The sequence below is a fragment of the Pseudomonas sp. B6(2017) genome (assembly GCF_002112765.1).
Classification (GTDB): Bacteria; Pseudomonadota; Gammaproteobacteria; order Pseudomonadales; family Pseudomonadaceae; genus Aquipseudomonas; species Aquipseudomonas piscis.
The window spans coordinates 60,567-82,769 of the sequence record NZ_NEIQ01000021.1; the positions used below are offsets into that span (position 1 = coordinate 60,567).

General features: G+C 67.4%; 2 protein-coding genes (1 of these 2 cut by a window edge). Both read right to left on the minus strand.

Features of this window, described 5'->3' with window-relative positions; translation table 11 throughout:
- Positions 1-2,090 carry the start of an SDR family NAD(P)-dependent oxidoreductase gene (locus CAG11_RS28255; protein WP_085599364.1) on the minus strand. Its footprint begins 12,700 nt before the window's first position, so only the first 2,090 of its 14,790 coding nucleotides appear in the window; it begins with the start codon at positions 2,088-2,090; the stop codon falls past the left edge of the window.
- Positions 2,091-2,146: 56 nt separating this feature from the next.
- Entirely contained in the window at positions 2,147-22,099 is a 19,953-nt protein-coding gene (locus CAG11_RS28260; protein WP_085599366.1) for an amino acid adenylation domain-containing protein, read from the minus strand.
- Positions 22,100-22,203 lie beyond the last annotated feature (104 nt).

Sequence of the window (22,203 nt, forward strand, 5' to 3'; positions counted from 1 at the left end):
CCGAAGGCACGGCACTGGTCGCCGGACGAGAGCATCATCATTTCGCATAGGCCAAGGTAATGCCGGGCATTGACGATCAGGTTGACGCCACCGGCGATGGCCACCTCGCAGCGTCCGCCGAGCAGGCTCTGGACCGCCAGGTCGATCGCCGTCAACGACGACGAGCACGCGCTGTCCACCACCAGGCTGGGCCCCTGCAGGTCCAGCTGGTAAGACACCCGATTGGCGATCGACCAGTAGTTGCTGATGGGGTTGTAGCTGCCGTTCATGACCCCGACGAACACCCCGACCTCGCCCTGGCGATGCAGGGTCGCCGGGTTGTAGCCCGCGTCCTCGATGCTGTGGTAGGCCACCTCCAGGAACAACCGCTCCTGCGGGTCCATGCGTTCAGCTTCGGTGCGCGAGATGCGGAAGAACCCCGGATCGAACTGGTCGATACCCTCGATGAAGCCGCCCCAGCGCGTGTATAGATGCCCGGGGGTGCCTTTTTCCGAGGCGAAGTAACATTGCCAGTCCCAGCGTGTGCGTGGAATCTCGCCGATGGCGCAGTGCCCGGTGGCCAGGTTGTGCCACAGCTCATCCATGCATCGGGCCCCGGGGTAGCGCCCGTCGAGGCCGATGATGGCGATACCGGCCGCCGCGCCTGCGGGTATCGCCGGCGTAACGCTGGATGGCACGCCGGCGTCGGGCCGTACCTGCTCGGATGACCCCAGCAACGCCTCGAGCTCGGGGCCTCGATGCAGGATGAAGTGGTCGGTCAGCGCCGCCAGGGTCGGCACTTCAAAGAACACCGCGCTGTCGACGGCGGAAAAATGCGCGCTGAAGGCATGGGTCAGGCGCACTACCAGGATCGAGTCCAGGCCATAGTCTTCCAGCGGCCGGGTCAGGCTGAGCTTGGCGGCGGGGATTTTCAGGGTCGTGCCGACCAGGTCGCGCAGGAACCCGGCGACCTGCTGCCACCAGTCACCGGCAACGGCCGGCTGCGCCAGCGGCGCAGGTAGCGGTGCAGGTTCGTGCTTGGGGGCAGGCGCTGGCCCGCCCAGGGGCTGGCGGACGATGCCGTCGCTCTGGGCCAGGATGATCTGCTGGCCCTGGTCGTGGGCTTCGCGAGCCGGGAACAGCACCGGGCCGAAACCTTCCTGCTCCAGCACCGCCTGCCAGCCAGCCGGCGACAGGCCGGGGCAACCGGGAATGCGCAAGGCCGCATCGCGGTAGAGCCACCAGCCTTCGAGCAGGCCGAAGCTCAGATGGGTGAACAGCGAGGCCTGGCTGATTTCGTTGAGCAGCAGCAAGCCGCCCTTGCGCAACAGCGCCTTGGCGTTGCGCAGGGTCTGGCGGATATCGACGGTGGCGTGCAACACGTTGCTCGCCACCACCAGGTGATAGCGATCGACCTCCATGCCCTGCTCGGCGCAAGGCCGGGACACGTCGAACAACCGGGTCCGCAGGAAAGGGTTGGCCGCGCCGAACTGTTCGGCGCCATGCTGCAGGAAGACCTGGGACAGATCGGTGTAGCAGTACTCGGCGATCTGCGCGTGCCAGGGCGCCAGGGCCGCCAGCAGGCCCGCCGTGGCGCCGCCCGTACCGGCGCCAATCTCCAGGATCCGCAACGGCTCGGCCGGCTCCGGGCGAGTTTCGATATAGGCCAGCGCCGCGGCGATCAGCACCTGGTTGAAGTAATCGCACAGCTGGTTGTTCTTGTAGACGCCCTCCACCAGGCTCATCGTCCCCTCGGGGAAGAGGATCCGTGGCGCGCTCAGCTCCCCGCGCAGCAGCGCCGGCAAGCCTTTGAGGCAGGCATCGAGCAGACGTGCCCTGGCCACCAGTTCAGGTTCGCGGCTCCAGCGCGGCAACTGCTCCTGCCATTGCTGCCACAGCGCCTGGGCCGGGCCGCGCTCGACCCCGGCCACATACTCAAGGCTTTCCTCCAGCCAGGGCCGCAGGTAATCCGGGACATTCGCGCCAAGGCGCTTGAGGTCCTCGGCGCGGGCAAGCCCCAACTCGTCCAGCTGGCTGGCCAACAGGCGACGCGCCAGTGCCTCAAGCTCAGCGAAAATTCCAGCGCCGGTGTGATGTGCGGCTGTTTGCATGCTTCAACTTCCCTGTGACGCGTCTGCTTTGGATGAATGAATGCCGGCTGCGGCCTCTAGGTAAGCGCGGCCAAGGCCAGCAGCCGTTCCCGCAGCCGCTCCTGCAGGGCCGCGGTGTCGGGCACCGGCCGGGTGTCGAGCGTGAGTTGCTCGCGGCCCAGTAATCCGTCCAGGCTGTCCGGGCCCTCGTTCGATACGGGCGCCAGGAGCTTGAGCAGTGCCAGTTGGTCCAGGTCTGCGGCCAGCAGTTGATCGATGGCTCGCAAGCCTTCCTCCGGCTCGATGGAGCCCAGCCCCAGGGCCTGCATGCGCTGCCGATAACGCGGGTCGCTGACCGTGCCGACGCTTCCCCAGTAGCCCCAATTGATCACCTTGACCGGGCAAGCCCAGCGCTCCCCGAGCTGGCGGGCGAAACCGTCGGCGAAAGTGCAGCCCGCCGCGTAGTTGCTTTGTCCGGCGGCGGTGCTGAAGGACATCATCGAAGAGAAGAACAGCACGAAGTCCAGGGTCGCGGCACTCGCGCCGAAGGCCTGGGCCAGGGCCACGCTGGTCGCGACCTTGGCCTGCAACACCTGGCTGAAGGTCTGCTCATCCATGTTGGCCAGGCTACGGTCCTTGAGCACGATGGCCGAATGCACCACCCCATTGATCCGGCCAAAGCGCTCGCCCACCTCGCGTTCGATCCTGGCCAACTGCTGCGCATCCGCGGCGTCGGCCTGCAGGTAGACCGGCGCCGGAGCGCCGTGCATCGAGCTGATGGCGGTCAATTCGTCGAGTTTCGCCGCGACCTCCCCCTCCAGCGCCCGCCGTCCGACCCAGATCACACGGGCGCGATGCCGGCTGATCACATGCTGGCTCCAGACGGCGCCGATGCCACCGGCACCGCCGATGACCAGGTAAACGCCGCCGTCGCGATAGACCGGTATCGCGGCCGCCAGCGCATCGGCCTTGACCTGTACCAGTTGCCGGCGCCACCACTGGCCCTGGCGCAACACCAGCGGCTCGCCGGAGGCGAGCGCGGCGAACGGCGCGCCACCCAGCGACGGCAGTTGCTGCTCGGCCAGGTCCGCCAGGCGCACCGTCCAATGCGGGTATTCCTTGGCCAGCGAGCCGGCCAGCCCATGCACCGCGGCATGGGTCACATCGCAGGACTCGCCGGGATGGATAGCCAGCGCCTGGGCGGTAAGCAGGGTCAGGCGCAGCGAGGCGCGACCATGGCCCAGTTCCAGCAGGGCCTTGATCAGCCGGAACAGCGCCAGGACACCCTGTTGCTGCGCAGCGACCAGGTCCGCGCCGGGCTCTACGGGCGGCGCCAGCCACACCACTTCCTCGAGGCCGGGGTGGGCCTGCAGCACGCCGAGATAGTCGTTCCGGCCATCCTCCAGCAGCTCCGCCCGGGGATAAAGCGTGGCCAACGCCTGGCGGCGCGCCGGTGTGGCGCCCAAGACCAATACCGGGCCCTGGGCTTGCTGTTCTTGGGATGCGCCGTCGAGCACCGACCAGACCGGCGCCAGCAGGTGCCGTGTAGCGCTGGATGGTTTGTTTTCCGTCACGGTATCGGGCCTCCTGGAGCTCAAGCCGATGAACCGTGCGCACAGCCGCCCCTGGTCGTCCACCAGGTCGATGTCGCAGCACTGGCGTGGCGGGTCGCTGCACAGCAACGCCCACATCCGTCGCTGGCAAGGGGCGATCAGTTCCAGGCGCTGCAAGGCGAAGGGCAACAGCAGTGGCCAGGGGCCGGCCAGCTCGCCGCTCAGTGGCAGCAACAGGCCGATGGCTGCCTGCAATGCGCCGTCGGCCATGCCGGGCTCCAGCCACCAGTCAGATCCGGGCGTGAGGTCTTGCAGTTCCAGCCGCGCCAGCACCTGGCGCTGGCCGTCCTGTTCGGCGATCTGCAGCTGGCGGATCGCGCGGTGGCTGGGCCCGTAGTCCAGGCCCATCCGCTGGAACAGCCCGTAGACGGCTTCAGCCTCCAGCTGGCGTGCCCAGGATCGTGCCCGCCACTGCGCCAGGTCCGGCGTCTGGGTTGGCTCGGGTGTCGCGGCGCTGACCCGGGCCTGGCAATGCACCACCGGCTGGTCGCCGTCAAGGCTGTGCAGGGTGAGCGCCAGGTGGCCCGCCGTGGCTTGCAGGTCCAGCTGCAAGCGCCGCGGCGTCCCTAGCACCGTCAAGGGCGCCAGCCAATGGAGCGGCTCGATGACCATGCCCCGAGCGGTTCCCGCGTCGCGAACCTGGCTGACGGCGACCCTGATCATCTCCAGGTAGGCGACACCGGGCAAAGTCTTGTGCCCGGCCACCTGGTGATCGCGCAGCCAGGGCTCGTCACCCCGCAGCAGGCTGGTGAAGGCCGGATGCTCCGGGCTCGGGTGCCGCGCCTGCAACAATGGATGTGCCGCCGGGACCGGTGGCCGCGGGCCGCCCACGGGCGCCCAGTAACGCTCGCTGGCGAAGGGATAGCTCGGCAGGCCGATGCGCCGGGGGCGCTCGCCCTGCCCGGCGCGCAACGCGGCCCAGTCGATCCGCAAGCCGTCGCACCATAATTCCAGCACCTGCTGCCACTGCCCCTGGGCCAGCAACTCGATCAGCGGCTCCTGCCGGGAGTCGGGCCATTGCTGCTTGAATTGCTCGAGCCGTTGACTGGCCAGTTGGCTGTCACCGCGAATCCAGCTGCTGCTGTCGCCGCCGGCCAGCGCGCACAGCGACCCCAACAAGCTATGCAGGGACGAAGTGACGAGCGCCGCGCGATGCGCCATGGCCTCGCGCCCCACTTGCAGGGTCCAGGCCACCGCCGCCAGGCTGTCGCCGGCCTCGGTCCGTTCCAGCCTGGCCAGCAGGCGCCCGGCGATCTGCCGCAATTGCTCGGGCTCGCGGGCCGACAACAGGATCATCTGCGGCTGTGCGGTATCGCTCGCCAACGGTCGGGGCCGTGGGTATTCGGCGACGATCAGGTGGGCATTGGAGCCCCCGGCGCCGAACGACGACAGCCCGGCGATGCGTGGCATGGGCCGGCCCGCCTGCACTGCCTGCGGCCACTGGCGCAGCTGCTGGTTGACCTTGAGGGCCGTGGCGGCGAAATCGATGAAGGGATTGAGGGTCTGCGAATGCAGCGAAGGCGCGATTTGTCCGTGCTTGAGCTGCAAAAGCACCTTGGTCAGGCCAGCGATTCCAGCCGCGGCCTCGCAGTGTCCGATATTGGACTTCACCGAGCCGATCCAGCAGGTCTGGTCCGGCGTACGCGGGCCCAGGGCCTTGTCCAGGCCGGCGATCTCGATCGGATCGCCCAGGCGGGTGCCGGTGCCGTGGGCTTCGATGTAGCTGATAGCTGCCGGCTCCAGCCCGGCATCGGCCAGCGCGCCGCTGATGGCCGCTTGCTGCGCCCGGGGGTCCGGCACGCTGTAGCCGGTACTCTTGCCGCCGTGATTGAGGTGGCTGCCCTTGATCAGGCCATGGATCTGGTCGCCATCACGCTCGGCATCTGCCAGGCGCTTGAGCACCACCACGCCAACCCCCTCGCCCGGGACATAGCCGTCGCCGCCTTCACCGAAGCTGGCGCACTGGCCCTGGTTGGAGATGAACTGGCCGCTGCTGAGCATCAGGTACTTGTTCGGATGCAGCGTCAGGTTGACGCCGCCGGCGATGGCCATGGTCGTACGGCCGCTGTGCAAGTCCTGGCAAGCCAGGTGCAGGGCCGTGAGCGAACTGGAGCACATCGAATCCACCGCCAGGCTCGGGCCCTGCAAGTTGAGGCAGAACGACACGCGGTTGGCGATGCTCGCGCTGGAGCCGGCGAACCCCATGCGCTGGCCGCGCAGGCTGGCCTCGGCGCCCAGCAGTTGGTACTCGTTGTACATCACCCCGGCATAGACGCCGACCTGCAGCCCCGAGCCCTCCTGCCCGGCGCCGAGCTGGCGGCTGTAGCCGGCGTCCTCCATGGCCGCCCAGGCGGTTTGCAGGAACAGCCGTTCCTGGGGATCGAGCAGCTCGGCCTCCAGTGGCGAGATATTGAAGAACAGTGGATCGAACCGGTCGATGTCCGCGATGAACCCGCCCCACTTGCTGTTATGTACGCCGGCCTGGCCGCGGTCGGCGCTGTAGTAGTCGCGCCAGTCCCAGCGCTCGGGAGGAATCTCGCGGATGCTGTTGCGGCCCTGGCTGAGGTTCTGCCAGAAGGCCTCCAGGTCTTCGGCGTCCGGATAGCGCCCGGCGATACCGATGATCGCGATATCGTCATGCACCGGCGGGTTCGCCAGGGGCGGCGGCGCAGCGCTGTGGAACAGACGCCGGAGCGCAGCGCCAGGGGCGCGCCCTGGCGCCTTGGTGGTCCGCGCCGCCAGGTAGCCAGCCAGGGCGTCGAGGCTGCAGTGCTCGAACAGCAAGGCCGGCGGCAACGCACCGAACACCTGTCCGAGGCGCCGGGTGAGCTTGAGGATCTGCAATGAGTCGAACCCCAGCTCCTCGAAACAGCGCGAGTCGTCGCTGCGCTCCAGCGGCCGCTGCAAGACCTCGGCCAGCAGGCCGCGCAGTTGCTCAGCGAGCGGTGCCGATACAGGGCTCGGGACCTGGCGTGCGGCAAGATAGCCAGCCAGCTCGCGCAGGCTCGGGTACTCGAAGAACAACGTCTTGGACAGCGGGCCGAAGCGTTTTTCCAGGACGGCGGTCATTTCCAGGATCATCAGCGAATCGAGCCCGTACTGCTCGAACGGCAGCTCTTCGTCCAGCCGTTGCGGTGCCAGCTTCAGGGTCCTGGCCAGCAACTGGCGCAGCCAACTCGCCAGATCCACAGCCTCCAGCGCCACGACTTCGGCCACCGGCGCCGGGCCGGCGTCGAGCAAGGCGCGCAGTTTCTCGCCGTCGCGGCCAGCCAGGACCATCAATTGTTCCGCATCGCTGTGCAAGGCCTGGTAGAACGCCTTGACGCCGGTGGCGCTGGCCATGGCTTCGATGCCCGTGCGCTCGGCCAGCAGGCGACGTGCGCCAGCGCTCATGTGCAGGCCGCCCGCCTGCCAGAGCGGCCAGTTGATCGCCAGGGTCCGGCCTTGCCGGTCGCCAGCGGCGACCTGGCGGTTGCGCAGGCTGGCAAAGGCATCCAGATAACCATTGGCGGCGGCGTAGTCGCACTGTCCGGCGTTGCCCAGAACACTGGCGATGGAGGAAAACAGCACGAAGAAGTCCAGCGCCAGGCCGCTGCTGCAGCGGTCCAGGTGCTGCGCGCCGGCGACCTTGGCGGCAAGGACGGCGGCAAAGTCTTGCGCGCTCTTGTCCACCAGCAGGGCGTCACGTGTGATACCCGCGCAATGGAGGATCCCGTGCAGTGCGCCATGACGCTCGATGAGGTCGTCGATCAAGCGCTGGACCTGGTCGGCGGCGGCCAGGTCCAGGGCCTGGTATTCCACTCCCGGTCCCAACTGGGCCAGCTTCTCCAGCGCCTCGGGCGCAGTCGCCGGCGTGCGGCCACAGAGCACCACGCGGGCTCGGGGCGCCGCCGATCCGATCGCCCGGGCCATGATCATGCCGATCCCGCCCAGGCCACCGGTGATCAGGTACACGCCGTCCGCTCGCCACGGCGCGGGGCCGTCGCCAAGGGGCTGGGACAGCCAGCACAACTCTTGGCGCCGCAACGTCCCGGCCTCGGCCAGGTAGCGCAGCTGGCGCTCCGCAGGATCGACCGCCTCGGCCGCCAAGGCACTGGCCAGTTGCCAAGGGGCGAGCCCTGCCGCCACCTCGACCACCTGGCAGGCCAATGCCGGCTGCTCACGACTGGCGCTGCGCAACAGCCCGGCCAGGCCGACATGACCCACAGGCTCATCGGCGGCGATCAACAACTGCAGCAGGCATGGCCGCGCGTCCTGGAGCAAGGGCTTGAGTTGCGCAGCCAGGGCCTGCGCGGCTTGCTGGTAGTCGCCCGGCGCCAAGACAAGACAGCCGATGCCCGAGGCCTGTAGCGCTTCGGCCAGCCCGGCAAAGGCTTCATGCTGGCCCAGGACCAGCACCTGTCGATCGAGGTCCGGCGCGGGAGTCGCGCTGGCCGGTTGGACCTCGCGCCACTGCTTGCGGCACAGCAAGCCGTCGCTCGCCTCGGGACCGGCAGTGGCGACCCGGAACGACAACTGGTGGAGCAAGGCGCAGCACTGGCCCTGCTCGTCGAACAACTCAAGGTCGAAGCGATAGCCCGGGGCCGTGCCGCCCGCCCGGCGAATTCGTACCTGCAACGTTGCCGGGCAATCGGCCAGCAGCACCCACTGCCCCACCCTGTCGGGCAACAGCAGCGGTGGTCGCTCGCCCAGCTCATCCAGCAACAAGGCCATGACCCCTTGCATGGCGGCATCGAGCAAGGCTGGATGAATGGCGAAGCCCGCGTTCGCCGCCGGATCCTCCAGGGTCACCCGGGCCAAGGCTCGGTCTTCCCAGCGCTCCAGCGTCAACAGGCGACGATGGCTGTGCCCATACTCGATGCCCATGGCGGCCAGGCACCGATAACAGGCCTGGATATCCACTGTCCGCGGAGCGCCGCCGGCGGCCTCCAGCGACGGCGCCGGGACCACGCCAAGGGCGGCCTGCGCCTGGCAATGCAGTTGCAGCTGGGCGGCATGATCGTAGGAATAGAGGCCGACCCGGTACTGGTCCTGCGCCTGTGCTTGCACCTCAAGGAACAGCTCCCCGGCAGCGGCGGTTTCGACGCTGAACGGCTGGTGCCAGGCCAGGTCGCGAACCAGCAACGCTTGGCCGGCGGGTAGCGCGCGGCCCAGGGCTGCGGTCAACGCCGCCTGGATCATCGCGACCATCGCCGCCCCGGGCAGCACGCCCTGGCCGTTGACACGATGCTCGGCCAGCAGGCTTTCGGTACCGCTGAAACGGGTCAGGTAACGCAAGCCATGCAGGTCCGATACATTGCGCTGGAGCAGCGGATGCAGGTGGGTTTCGCCGCTGCTGACAGGCAGCTCCCGGGCCGCGGGAGCCTGCCAGTATCGCTCGCGGGCGAAGGGATAGCCCGGCAGGCTCAGGGGCGCCGGACGGCCCTGCGGATACATCTGCTGCCAGTCGAGGTCGGCACCGGCCAGCCAGGCGTCGAGGGCGGCCTGGCTGGCCGCCCGGTGCATGTCGTGGCCAAGCGCCGGGCCGGGCAACGGCGTGGCGGACTTGGCTCGAGTGCGGGCCTGGGTGGCACCACTGGCGATGAAGTCGCGCAGCCGTTCCTGCAATTGCGCCAACGAACCGACCAGCCATCCACAGCGCTGCTCCATGGCCTCGCGCGCCAGTTGCAGGGTGCAGGCCAACGCTGGCAAGCCAGCCCCTTGCACTGCCTCGTGGGTCAATTCGTCGAGCAGCGAACGGGCTTGCTGCAACAGTTGCTCGCGGCTCTTGGCCGACAGCAGGATGATCGCCGGTCGCTGTTCGTCCACGACCATGGCGGGCCTGGGCCGTTGCTCCTGGTACTCCTGGATCACCAGGTGGGCATTGGCGCCACCGGCGCCGAAAGACGACACGGTGGCGATGCGCGGCGCCGCCTTGAGCACACCGCCGACCTCGACCTGGGCCTGGGGCCACTCGGCCAGGGTTTTCTGCACCCTGAAGGGGGTGGCGGCAAAATCGATTTCCGGGTTTGGCGCATCGGCGTGCAGCGACGGCACCAGCTGCCGGTGCTGGAGTTGCAGCAGCACCTTGGTGATCCCGGCGATACCGGCCGCGCTTTCGCAATGGCCGATGTTGGACTTGATCGAGCCGATGGCACAGTGCTGAGCGCGCGCAGTGCCCGCCCCGGCATTGAACGCCCGCGCCAGGCCGGCGATCTCGATCGGATCGCCCAGGGCGGTGCCGGTGCCATGGGCTTCGACATAGCTCACGGAGCTGGGGTCGACGCCGGCGCGGGCCAGCGAATCGCTCACCAGGCGCGCCTGGGCCAGGGGGTTGGGCACGGTGTAGCCGTTGGTCTTGCCGCCGGCATTGAGCATGCTGCCCTTGATCACGCCGTAGATCCGGTCGCCATCGGCCTCGGCCCGGGCCAGCGGCTTGAGCAACAAGGCGCCTACACCCTCGCCGGCGACAAATCCGTCGGCGTCGGCGCCGAACGCCTTGCAGCGCTGGCCGGTGGAGAGCATCTGCATTTCGCTCAGGCCCATGTAGTGCACTGGATCGACCAGCAGGCTGACCCCGCCGACCAGCGCACAGTCGCTGACGCCGCTGTGCAAGCTGTCGAGCGCCAGGTGGATAGCCGTGAGCGATGAGGAACAGGCGGTGTCCACCGCCAGGCTCGGCCCCTGGAAGTTGAACTGGTAGGACACCCGGTTGGCCACCGACCAGTAGCTGGACTGCCGGTTATAGGTGCCGTTCATCACACCGACGAACACTCCGACCCGCTGTCCCTCGGCCAGGCGCGCCGGGGTATAGCCGGCATCGCCGATGCACTGGTAGGCCTCTTCCAGGAACAGGCGCTCCTGTGGGTCCATCTTCAAGGCTTCGCGGGGCGAGATGTGGAAGAACAGCGGGTCGAACTTGTCGATCTCGTGGATGAAGCCACCCCAAGGGGTGTAGATGCGCCCGGGAGTACCGGGAACCTGGTCGAAATACTGGCGCCAGTCCCAACGCTCCCGCGGTACCTGGCTGATGCAGTTGCTGGCGTTCTTCAGGTGCTGCCACAGCTCGCGCACGTTGGCCGAATTGGCGTAGCGTCCCGCCAGGCCGACGATGGCCACATCGGTACCGGGCCTGCCGGATGGGGGCTGGACGGGTGGCGGCGAGGCAAAACGTGACTTGCCCGGGATGATCGGTTGCCCGCTCGTTCCGGCGGCGGGAGCCGGCGGTGGCGCGGCCTGGTCCACGCCCAGCAGGGACTTGAGGCGTTCTTTCTGGGTAGCGACGAAATGCCCGGCCAGGGCCTCGACGGTCTGGTATTCGAAGAACAGCGTGCTGCTGACCCCATCGAGCTGGTCACGCAGCAAGTTGGTGAGCTGCACTACCAGGATCGAATCGATGCCGTAGGTCTCCAGCGCTTCGCGAGCGTCGATCTCTTGCGGAGCGATCTTGAACAGCCCGCCGATGACCTGCTTGAGGTGGTCGATCATGCCCGCCTTGAGCTGGCTGTCGTCCACCGCCAATGGCGCGGCGAGCGGCCTGGGCAATGCTGGCGCTGGCGATGGCGCTGGCGCCGCGCTGCGTGACGGGCGCGCCGCGGTGCCGGCGCCGCTTGCCAGGGGCTCGCAGCGATCCTGCCAGACCACGCCATTGCTTCGGGCGATGATCACTTGCTGGCCCAGGTCGTGATCGGCCAGGGCCGGAAACAGCACCTGGCGGTAGCCTTCACTTTCCAGGACCTGCTTCCACTGCCGTGGAGCCAGCGCCGGACCGCCGGGCAGGCGCAGCTGCGGATCATCGAACAGCCACCAGCCCTTGAGCAGGCCAAAGGTCAGGTGGGTGAACAAGCCATTGCCGGCGATCTCGTTGATCATCAGCAGGCCGTTGTGCTTGAGCAGCGCCTTGACGTTCTTCAGGGTCCGGCGCAGATCCTGCGTTGCATGCAGGACGTTGGTGGCGATCACCAGGTCATAGGTGCCTGGCTCGATACCCTGGACCGCCAATGGCTGGTCGACATCGAACGGCTGGCAGGCCAGGTACGGGACTTGCGGGCCATAGGCCTGGCGGGCGTGCCTGAGGAACGCCTGGGAGACATCGGTATAGCAGTATTCGGCGATCCACTCCTGGAACGGTCGCAGCTTTTCGAAGGCACGGGCACTGGTGCCACCAGTGCCGGCACCGACCTCGAGGATCCGGATCGGCACCTGCGGCGCCTGCTCCAGGCGGCCGCGGACGAACTCCAAGGCCGCGTCGAGCAGTACTTCGTTAAAGAAATCGGACAGCGGATTGTGCTTGTAGATGCCCTCGACCAGAGCCATCGAGGCATCGGGAAAGAGAATGTCGGTGGCCGGGATCCGGCCATCGAGAATCCGCGGCAGGGCCTGCAAGCTCGCCTCGGCCAGCAATACCTCGGCCTTGAGGCTGGCGTGTTCGAGCCAAGCCGGCTGGTGCCCGGCCCACTCTTGCCATAACGCCTCCAGTGCCACCGGCCGCACCTGGGTGTCGTGGTATACGCCGTCCTCCAGCCGCAGGTAGCCATGCTGCGCCAATTCATCCAGGCTCTTGGCAAGCCAGCGCTGGTACATCGGTGACAGCTTGCAGCGCTGCTGCATATCGATGGCCGATTCGCCTGGACAAGTGAAGCAGCCCAAGCGCTCGAGCTGGGCCTGCAGCAGGCGCAACTGCAAGGTATGGATGAGCGCCTTGTGCGCCTGCACCTGTGCCACCACGCCGCGCACCTGCTGGCTGTCCGGACGCAGGCGGTCCTGGATCCGCGGGAGCAACGAGGGGTAGGCAGCCGGACGCAGTTCGGCGTATTCCCCCAACGGGCCGCCGGCAGGGGCCGGCAGTGCCAGCTGGCCGAAGGTTTCACCCAGGCTGCGTGTGGCACGCAGGAAGGTCAACTGGCTCGGCGCCTGGCCTTCGGCCCCACCAGCGAGCAGCACCCGCAGGGCTTGCAGCGCCGACTCGCCGTCGATCGAGCCCAGTCCGAGGCCGGCCATCCGCCGCCGATAGTCCTCGCCGGCCACCGAGCCGATCTCACCCCAGTAGCCCCAGTTGATGACCTGCACCGGGTAGCTGCGGCGTTGCCCCAGATAGCGGCCGAAAGCGTTCTTGAAGGTGCAGCCGGCGGCGTAGTTGCCCTGGCCCGGGGACTTGGTGAAGCTCTGCAGCGAGGAGAAGAACAGCATGAAATCCAGCGGCTGATGCTCGAATACCTCGGCCAGGCATACGCTGACGTCGACCTTGGCGGCCAGCGCGGCGGCGAACTCCCCAGGCTGCATGCGCGCCAGGCTTCGATCCTCGAGCTGCAGCGCGGCGTGGATCACGCCATGGATCGGCCCATGCTCGGCCAGCACTTGCGCCACGGCCTGTTGCAGCGCGGCATGATTGCCGGCATCGGCCCTGATGTAGCGTGGCGCCGGGCCCAGCCGGGCGAGCTGGTCGATGGCCGCGGTGATCGGGTCGTCCTGTTCACGACGCCCGATCCAGATGACCTGCGCCGCATGGCTGCGGATCAATTGCTCGCTCCACCAGCGGCTGATGCCACCGGCACCACCGACCACCAGGTAGACCCCGCCTTGGCGATAGGGGTCCTTGAGCGTAGCGGCCTGGGGGGGCAGGCAAGGCACCAGGCTGGGTCGATACCAGGCCGCGTCGCGCCAGGCCAGTGCATCGCCTTGCGGGTCGGCGGGCAATGCCAACAGGTCCTGGCTCGGCCAAGCGTCGCCGGCCGGCAGGTCCAGCAGCCGAATCCGCCAATGGCGGTACTCCTTGGCCATCGCGCCGACCAGGCCGTGGACGCTGGCATGGGCAGGCGCCACCGGTTCATGGACGGCCTGGTGCAGCGTGCTGGCCTGATCGAATACCGTCAGGGTGGCGCGGGTGATCAGCGTCCAGGCCAGCGGCTGGCTGTCGCCGCCCATCGCCAGCACCGCCTTGAGCAAGCGGAACAAACCCAGGACCCCAGCCTGCTGGGCGTGGATCATGTCGGCGACGCCGCTCGACTGCTGTGCCTCGCTCGGCGCCAGCCACAGCACCTGCTCCAACGGGCCCAGCTCGGCCAACCGCGCGGCCAGGGTCTCGATGGACTCGCTGCCGTCCAGGAGCAACGCGGCGGCCTGCGGATAACGCGCCGCCAACTGCCGCTGGCCATCCACGTCATGGGCGATCGCCAGTAACCGTCCGGTGTCCGGCGCTTGTACTTGCACACCGACACGCTGCCATTTTTCCAGCAGGTACCAATCGGCCTGCGCGCGATCGTCCAGCAAGCCTTGCAGGGCCGACGGCGCCTTCAGCTCCCGCAGGACAAAATCCCGCAGGGCCAGGCAATGCTCGCCCTGCTGGTTGTAGATATCGATATCGAAGCTCGACTGACCGACATCCACGGCCTGCCGGGCATCACGCACCCAGGCCCATATCCGCTCCCCCAGCGCCGCCCCGCTCTGCCACAACCCGGCCAATGCGAAAGGCACTCGGGTGGTCTGCAACAGCGCCGCCTGGCCCTGCTCCAGCCGCTTGGCCAGGAGCAGCCCGACGGTGGCTTGCAGGGCGCCATCCATCAGGCTCGGATGCAGGACGAACGACCCATGCCCTGCCCTCGACGACTGCGGCAGTTCGATCTGCGCCAGCAATTGTCCGGCACCGGTGTGCAACTGGCTTACCGCCCGGTGACTGGGGCCGTAGTGGATGTCGACGCTGTCGAAGGCGCGGTACAGCGTGTCGGCGTCCAGGCTTCGCTCCTGGATACTCGCCTGCAACGCCGCCAGGGACGCTGGTGGCTCGGGTATACCCTGCAGCAGCGCCTCGCCCTGGCAGTACAGCGCCTGGCCCTGCGGCGCGCGTATCTGGAAACCCAGGCGCTGCGGGTCCAGGCTGTCCACCAGGATCTCGACACCCAGAGGCTCGCCGTCCTGTTCGTCGAGCGCCAGCGGTTGCGCCCATACCAGGTTGCACAGGGCCAGGGGAGCGGCCCCCTGCTCACCCAGGGATTGGCTGATGGCCTCGCGTGCCATTTCCAGGTAAGCCACCGCGGGCAATACCCTCTGCTTGCGCACCCGGTGATCACGCAGGAAAAATTCGTTACCCGTGAATATCGAGGTGAACTTCTGCTGCGCCAGGTCCGACACGTTGCGTTGCAACAACGGATGCAGATGCCCGGCATCGCCCCGCTGGCCCTGGGGCGGGAACTGGAAGTCGCCACGGACCCAAGTGCGTTCGCGGGCGAAGGGATACCCCGGCAGGCTGATCCGCCGGAGCGTCCCCGGCGCAGCCCCGAGCAGTGTCCAGTCGAACGCCAGGCCCTTGACCCAGAGCTCCAGCAGTTTCTGGTATTTGCCTTTGTCGGCCCAGGCCACTAGCGTCGCCGCCATGTCTTCATCATGGGCGAGCACCGCCATCGCCGCCTTGTTCTCCTGGACGCGGCCCAGGTACAAGTTGTCGAAGCACCCCGAGCACTGAGGCGTGCTGGCCAGCAATGCTTGGCCCTGGGCCAGGCGCTGCTGTAGCTCATCGATGCTCGTGGCACTGAACGCCAGGCGATACTCCAGTGCCTCGCGGCCCTGCTGCAGGGTGAAGGCCAGGTCATCCAGACGCGGCAGCTGGCCCTCCAGGGCGCGACGTTGCAGGCATTGCCGTAGACGCTCGACTTGTTGCAGCAGCTGGGGCGGCGTCCGCGCGGACAAGAGGATGATCGCAGGCTGGTCGGCAAGGGCCGGCGAGCGCTCCGGGGCCTGGTACTGGGCGATGATCACGTGCCCGTTGGAGCCGCCGGAACCGAAGGACGAGACAGAAGCGACCAATGGATGTTCGCGTTCGCTACCGTCCAGATCCAGCCGCGGCTGGCGCCACTCTTGCAGTTGCTGCGGGATATGGAACGGTGACTCGGCGAAGGCGATCGCCGGATTGAGCCGTTGCGAATGCAGCGATGGCGCCAACTGCCGATGCTTGAGTTGCAGTAGTACCTTGGCCACCCCGGCGATCCCCGCGGCCGACTCCAAGTGCCCGATGTTCGACTTGGCCGAGCCCAGCGCGCAGTGCCGGGCCGCAACCGGCGGCCGGCCCAAGGCGGCGCTGCGTTGGGCGAAGGCTTGTTGCAGGCCACTGATTTCGATCGGATCGCCCAACGCCGTGCCGGTGCCGTGGGCCTCTATGTAGCTGAGTTCCCGTGGATCCATGCCGGCCTTGGCCAGGGACTCGGCGATCATCGCGCCCTGGGCGTTGGGGCTGGGCACCGTGTAGCCGTGGGTCCTGCCGTTATGGTTGATCGAGGTGGCACGAATCACCGCGTGGATGTTGTCGCCATCGGCCTGGGCCTCGGCCAGCGGCTTGAGCAACACCGCGCCGACGCCTTCGCCAGGCACGAAGCCGTCGCCGCCTTCGCCGAAACTGCGGCAGCGTCCGTCGCTGGAAGACATGGTCAACTGCGACTGGATGAAATACTTGTTCGGGTGCAGCGACAGGTTGACGCCCCCGGCCAGGGCCACTCGGCACTCACCCCGCCGCAGGCTCTGTACCGCCAGGTGCAAGGCCGTCAGCGATGAAGAGCAGAGGGTGTCCACCGCCATGCTCGGGCCATTGCAGTCCAGGACGTAGGACACCCGGTTGGCGATCGAGCCGAACGAGGCATCGACCGCATCGTCAGTGCAGTCGCTGGCAGTGGAGCGGGTATACAGCAGGTACTCGCCGTGCATCACGCCGACGAACACGCCCATGTTGCCCTGGTAGTGACGTTGCAGCGCGGCGCGGTCGTAGCCCGCATCTTCCAGGGTGTGCCAGGCGGTCTCCAGGAAGATCCGCTCCTGGGGGTCCATGCGTTCGGCATCGCGCGGGGAAATATTGAAGAACAACGGGTCGAAGCGATCGACATCGTCGATGAAGCCACCCCACTGGGTGTTGATCTTGCCTTTCTGGCCGCGGTCCTGGCTGTAGTAGTACTGGTTCTGCCAGCGTTCGGCGGGAATCTCGCCGATGCTGTCCACCGCATTCTTCAGGTTGTCCCAGAAGCTCTCAACATCGGGCGCCCCGGGGAAGCGCCCGGCCAGGCCGATGATCGCGATCGGTTGTTCCTGCTGCGCCGGCTGCCGCTCGGGCGCGGACCTTGGCTCGCTGCCGGCGATCTGCATGCCAGCCTTGGCCGGCTCCCGTAGCCCGAGCAGCTGGCGGCTGCGCGCCGGATGCTCGGTGGCGAACCAGGACGCCAGGGCCCTGATGCTCTGGTATTCGAAGAACAAGGTGCTGGACAACTCACCGAAAGCTTGCGCCAAGCGCTGGTTGAGCTCGGTGATCATCAACGAGGTCAGGCCGTAGCGATCAAAGCTCTGCTGGCTGTCGAGGCTGTCTTCGGCAATGGCCGAGACCTTGGAAAAATGCTGTTTGAGATAGCTCTCAAGCGCCGCTTGCAGGCTGTCGTCGCGGGCGGGCCCGGTCAGTTCGCTGCTGGCGGGAGCGGCGATATGGCAATCGAGGCCCGCAAAGGGATACGGCGCCAGGGCCACGCGCCGGCATTCATGCCGGGCAATTTGCTGCAAGTCGACCTGGCCTGCGACCCAACGGCTGGCGACGGCCTCCAGGGCCTGGCGATCCAGTCCTTGCAAATCCGCCTCGCTGACCGGCGGCCGTACTTCCCGGCCCGCCGTTCCACGCAGCAACGACGAACCCGTGCCAGCCCCGAGCAGCTCGAGCAATTGCGCCGCGCTCTCGGCCACCAACGCCAGGCGATGGCCAAGGGCGACCCGGCCCACGCACAGGGTATAGCTGATGTCGCCCAGGCTGGCCTCATCCAGGCGGCCAGCCTGCAGATCGCTGGCAAAGGCCGCCAGCAGCCGCTGCAGTTGTTCATCGCTGGCGGCGCTGAATGGAAACAGCCAGGGACCGTGAGGCTGCGTCCTGGCATCGGCCGGCGGCGGCGCCTCGAGGATCAGGTGGCCAGCGGAGCCACTGGCACCGAAGGCATTGATCAAGGCTCGCGGCGGCCCTTGCCAATGACGCAGGCTGTCGACGATGGCCAGCTTGCCGTGCTCCATGGCCACCAGGGGACTCAGGGGTACGCACCCCAGGGTCGGTGCCAATTGCCGGTGCTTGAACTGCATCAGCACTTTGGTGATCTGCGATAGCGCCGAGGCCGACTCCAGGTGGCCGATGTTGGCCTTGATCGAGCCCACGGGCAGCGGTGTATCGCCCTGGCGCTGGCCGAAGACCTTGGCGATAGCCGCGAACTCGGCGCCATCGGCCAGGCTGGCGCCCGGCGCGGCGGCTTCCACGTAGCCGATAGCCTCGGCGTCCAGCCCGGCCTGGCGCAATGCCTGGCTCATCGACGCCGCTTGGCTGTCGGTGCTTGGAGCACCGTAGCGCAGCGTCCTGCCGCTGTGGCCGATGGCCGTGGTGCGGACCAGGCCAAGGATCTGGTCGCCGTCGCGCCTGGCGTCCGCCAGCGGCCTGAGCAACAGGGCACCGACGCCCTCGCCCGCCACCCAGCCATTGGCCTCCAGGCCGAACGGATGGGCCTGGCCCTCTGCGGACAGCAGCTCCAGGGAGCTCAACAGCTCCAGGTGCGAGGGGTGGCTGATCAGGTTCACTGCACCGACGAGCGCTGCCCGGCACTCGCCCTGGCGGATGCTCGCACAGGCGAAATGCAGGGCGGTCAGTGCCGAGGAACAGGAGGTGTCGAAGGCTACGCTGGGACCATCGAAGTCGTTGAAGAACGAAACTCGGTTGGCAATCGCCGAATGCAAGGAACTCGCCCGCTGGCCTTGCGTGCCGGGCTGGTGGTGCTGGTAATCGCCCCACATCGCGGCAACGAAGACTCCGACCCGCCCGGCACTGCGGCGCAGGCTGCTGGCGGTATGGCCGCTGTTCTCCAGGCAATGCCAGGCCGCTTGCAGGAACAGGCGCTCCTGGGGGTCCAGGGTCCTGGCTTCGGCGGGGGTGATATTGAATAGCAACGGATCGAACAGCTGCTTATCGGCCAAGGCTCCCACCGACCAATGCGGCCCGACGGCTGCCGCCTGCTGGCCATGCAATAGCGTACCGGCGTTGATGCTGGCGATGGACGAACGCCCGGCGCTCAGGTTATCCCACAGCTCCCGGACGTCGGCGGCGCCCGGATAGCGGCCACCGATCCCGACGATCGCCAGCGGCTCATCAGGCTCCGCGGCGCAGGTGCCCGCCACTTCGAGGCGCGGCCAGCCCCGGGGCAGTTGCTGGATCACGGTGCCGCCAACGAAGCTGTGCAGCAGCTCGTCGCCCTCGTCCAGGGCGAAGGCAGCGCGAACCTTATCGAAGTACATCGAGCCGATGGGGCACAGCCCAATATCGAATTCGCCTTGTCTTTCCAGGAGCAACTGGCCGATCCGTCCGGCTTGCAGCAGGTTGAAATAGCGACTGTCCGCACCATGGGCCGGCGCCTGGCCGGCGATGATGAAGATCCGCAGCCGGGCCTGTTGCCCGTGCTTGCGGTTGAAGGGGGTATAGCTGCCATTGAACAACTGCGGGTCAGCCTCGCCGATGCGACTCAGGGCATGGCTGGCGGCGTGGTAGCGGTAGATACCGGCAGGCAGCCATGGCTCCTGCCCCGCCTCCCGGGGCGCCGGAGCGGTCAGTTGCAGGTAGATCTTCAGCTCCAGGCTGGAGTCGACGTGATACAGATGGGCGCCATCCGCGGCGGCCCGCAGCATGCCCAGGACGCGGCTCAATTGCGCCAGGCTCGGCGGGGTCTCGGCGTACTGGCGCTTGGTGGCACGCAGGCGCAGCGCCTCAGCACCGATCGCCAGGCAAGGCAGTTCGATGACCTGCTCGCCCTGCTCCGGCAAGTCGCGACGAATCTGCCGTTGCTGTTGGTGCAACTGCTCCAGCGCTGCCTGACCCGGCAAGTCGAAACCGTTGGTGCTGGCACTCAGGAAATCGCCGAATCCAGCTCCCGGTACCAGGCTCGCGCTGGCGGCCGAGCCGCCCTGGACCAGGCAATGCAGGACCCGATGGCTGGGTTGCAAGGCGAACAACTGGCGCAGTGGCGCAACCTCGAAACCCTGTACCGGGGCCAGCGCCAGGCCCAGTCCTGCCTGGCGCGACAGCAACAGCTGCTCGATGTACCCCGCTTCCAGGACCAGCAGCGCCGGCGCGGCATGGTTGTAGATGGGTTCGATGGCGGCCATCTCGGCGACCAGGAACAGCGCGAAATCGGCCCCGGCCAGTCGCGGGTCCTGGGGCACGTCCCGGGCCGGCACGCTGACCGGTAGCAGCCGGTTGAGCCGTGGCTGGTAGTACCAGGCGCCTCCCGGCAAGCCCTCGACCCGCCCCTGGGCCACGTACAGGTAGCACTGGATGGCATTGAGGCCGCCGGCCGATGAATAAAGGTACTTGCCCTGCCCTTGCAGCGAGACTTCGCGCAGCAACGACAACAGCTGGCCCAGTTGCTCGCGGCCGGCGGGCGTAACCTGCGTAGTGCGCAGATAGGCAGCTGGATCGAAGCTCACCGGTTCCAGCCGGATTGGCTCCGATCCGGACGCGCCATGGGTGGACGAGACTGGCGCCGTCGTTGCCGGCGCTGGCGAGTCCGCCAGCCCCCCCTTGTCGTCCAGGATATAGGCCATGATAGCGGCGATGGTCGGTCGCTCCAGCAGCACCTGCACCGGCAAGGTGACCTGATACTGCTGATGAATGCTGTGGATCGCCTGCACCAGGGTGAAGGAGGTCGCGCCCTGGTCAAAAAGATCGTCGTCAGGTGCCAGCTCGGTCAGTTCCAGCGCTTGGCGAAAGTGCGCTTGCAGCCACGCGGCCAGCGCCTGGACATCCAGCGTCGATGCCCGGGCGCCGGTTGCAGGGCCGCTGCTACCCTCGAGCAGTGCCTTGCGGTCAGCCTTGCCATGGGCGGTGACCGGGATCTGCTCGACGAACAGCACCCGGTTCGGCGTCATGTATTCCGGCAAGCGCGACTTGATGAAATCGCGCACGGCCTTCTTGTCCAGCCCTTGGGCAACGACATGGGCCACCAGCTTGGGGTCCTCCGATCCCGCATCCTGGACCTGCACCACCGCATCGCTGATCGAAGGGTGGCTCTTCAAGGTGGTTTCGATCTCGCCCAGCTCGATGCGCAAGCCGCGCAGCTTGACCTGGGAATCGAAGCGCCCCAGCACCTCGATCTCGCCGTTATCGAGGAAACGTGCCTCGTCGCCGGTGCGGTACAGACGAGCATCGGGCTCGTCGCAGAACGGATCGCGGATGAATTTCTCCGCCGTCAGCTCGGGTCGATTGAGATACCCGCGGGCCAGGCCGACACCACCGATGCACAATTCGCCGGTCTGGCCGATGGGCACCGCCGCGGTTCCGGCGTCGAGGATATGGATGCGAATGTTGTCGATGGGTCGTCCGATTGGCACGCGCCGGTCGGCCCGTGGCTCGGCGACCCACCAGGTGACGTCTACCGCAGCTTCGGTGGGGCCGTACAGGTTGTGCAACCGGGCCTGGAGCAGTGAACGGTAGAGCAGCAGCAGATCGTGGGTCAGGGCCTCGCCGCTGACGAACACGTTGCTCAACGATCGACACTCGTCCACCGCCGGATGCTTGAGGAACAAGCGCAACATCGAAGGCACGAAGTGGCAGATGGTGATCCGTTGCGCCTTGATGATCTCCACCAGGTAGTGGGCATCCTGGTGGCCACCGGGCCGGGCCATGACCAGGCAGGCGCCACTGAGCAGCGGCAGGAACAACTCCCATACCGACACATCGAAAGTGAAGGGAGTCTTCTGCAGGATCCGCTCATCCGGCCCCACGGCGTAATGGCGCTGCATCCATAGCAGCCGGTTGCAAATGGCCTTGTGCGGCAACATGCAGCCCTTGGGGCGGCCAGTGGAGCCGGAGGTGTAGATGACATAGGCCAGGTCGGCGGGACTGTTGATGAGCGAGGGATTGGCCTCGCTGGCATGCAGCGCCTGGTTCTGCGGGTCATCCAGGCACAATGCCTGGACGGCGTGTTCGGCCAGTCGCGGGGCAAAACGCCGCTGGGTCAGCACCACGCTGACCGAGGCGTCACCGATGAGCAATGCCAAGCGTTCCTGCGGATAGCCAGGGTCCAGCGGCAAGTAGGCGCCACCGGCCTTGAGGATTGCCAGCAAGGCCACCATCAGCTCGAGCGAGCGCTCCATCTGCACGCCCACCAGGCTGTCGGGCCCGACTCCCAGTTCGCGCAAGTAGTGAGCCAGACGGTTGGCCCGGGCATTCAACTGGGCAAAGCTCAAGCACTGGTCGGCAAACGCCACGGCCACAGCGTCGGGGCTACGCAGCACTTGTTGTTCGATCAACTGGTGCAGGCACAGGTCCAGCGGGTATGGGTGGTCCGTAGCGTTCCAGCCGGCGATGATCGCTGCTTCCGAAACCTGGTCACCAGGCCGCCCCTCTTGCGACATGCCCCGTGGGCCGCCATTGGTCGAGTTGTTGTCAGACACTGCGCGACTTCCCTGTCAGGTTCGGCCACCGGGCCCGGCAGCTTTTATCCGTGTCATCCCGTCGGCGGGACAGGCTCATGGGAGCGCCGGCCACGGGCTCAGGC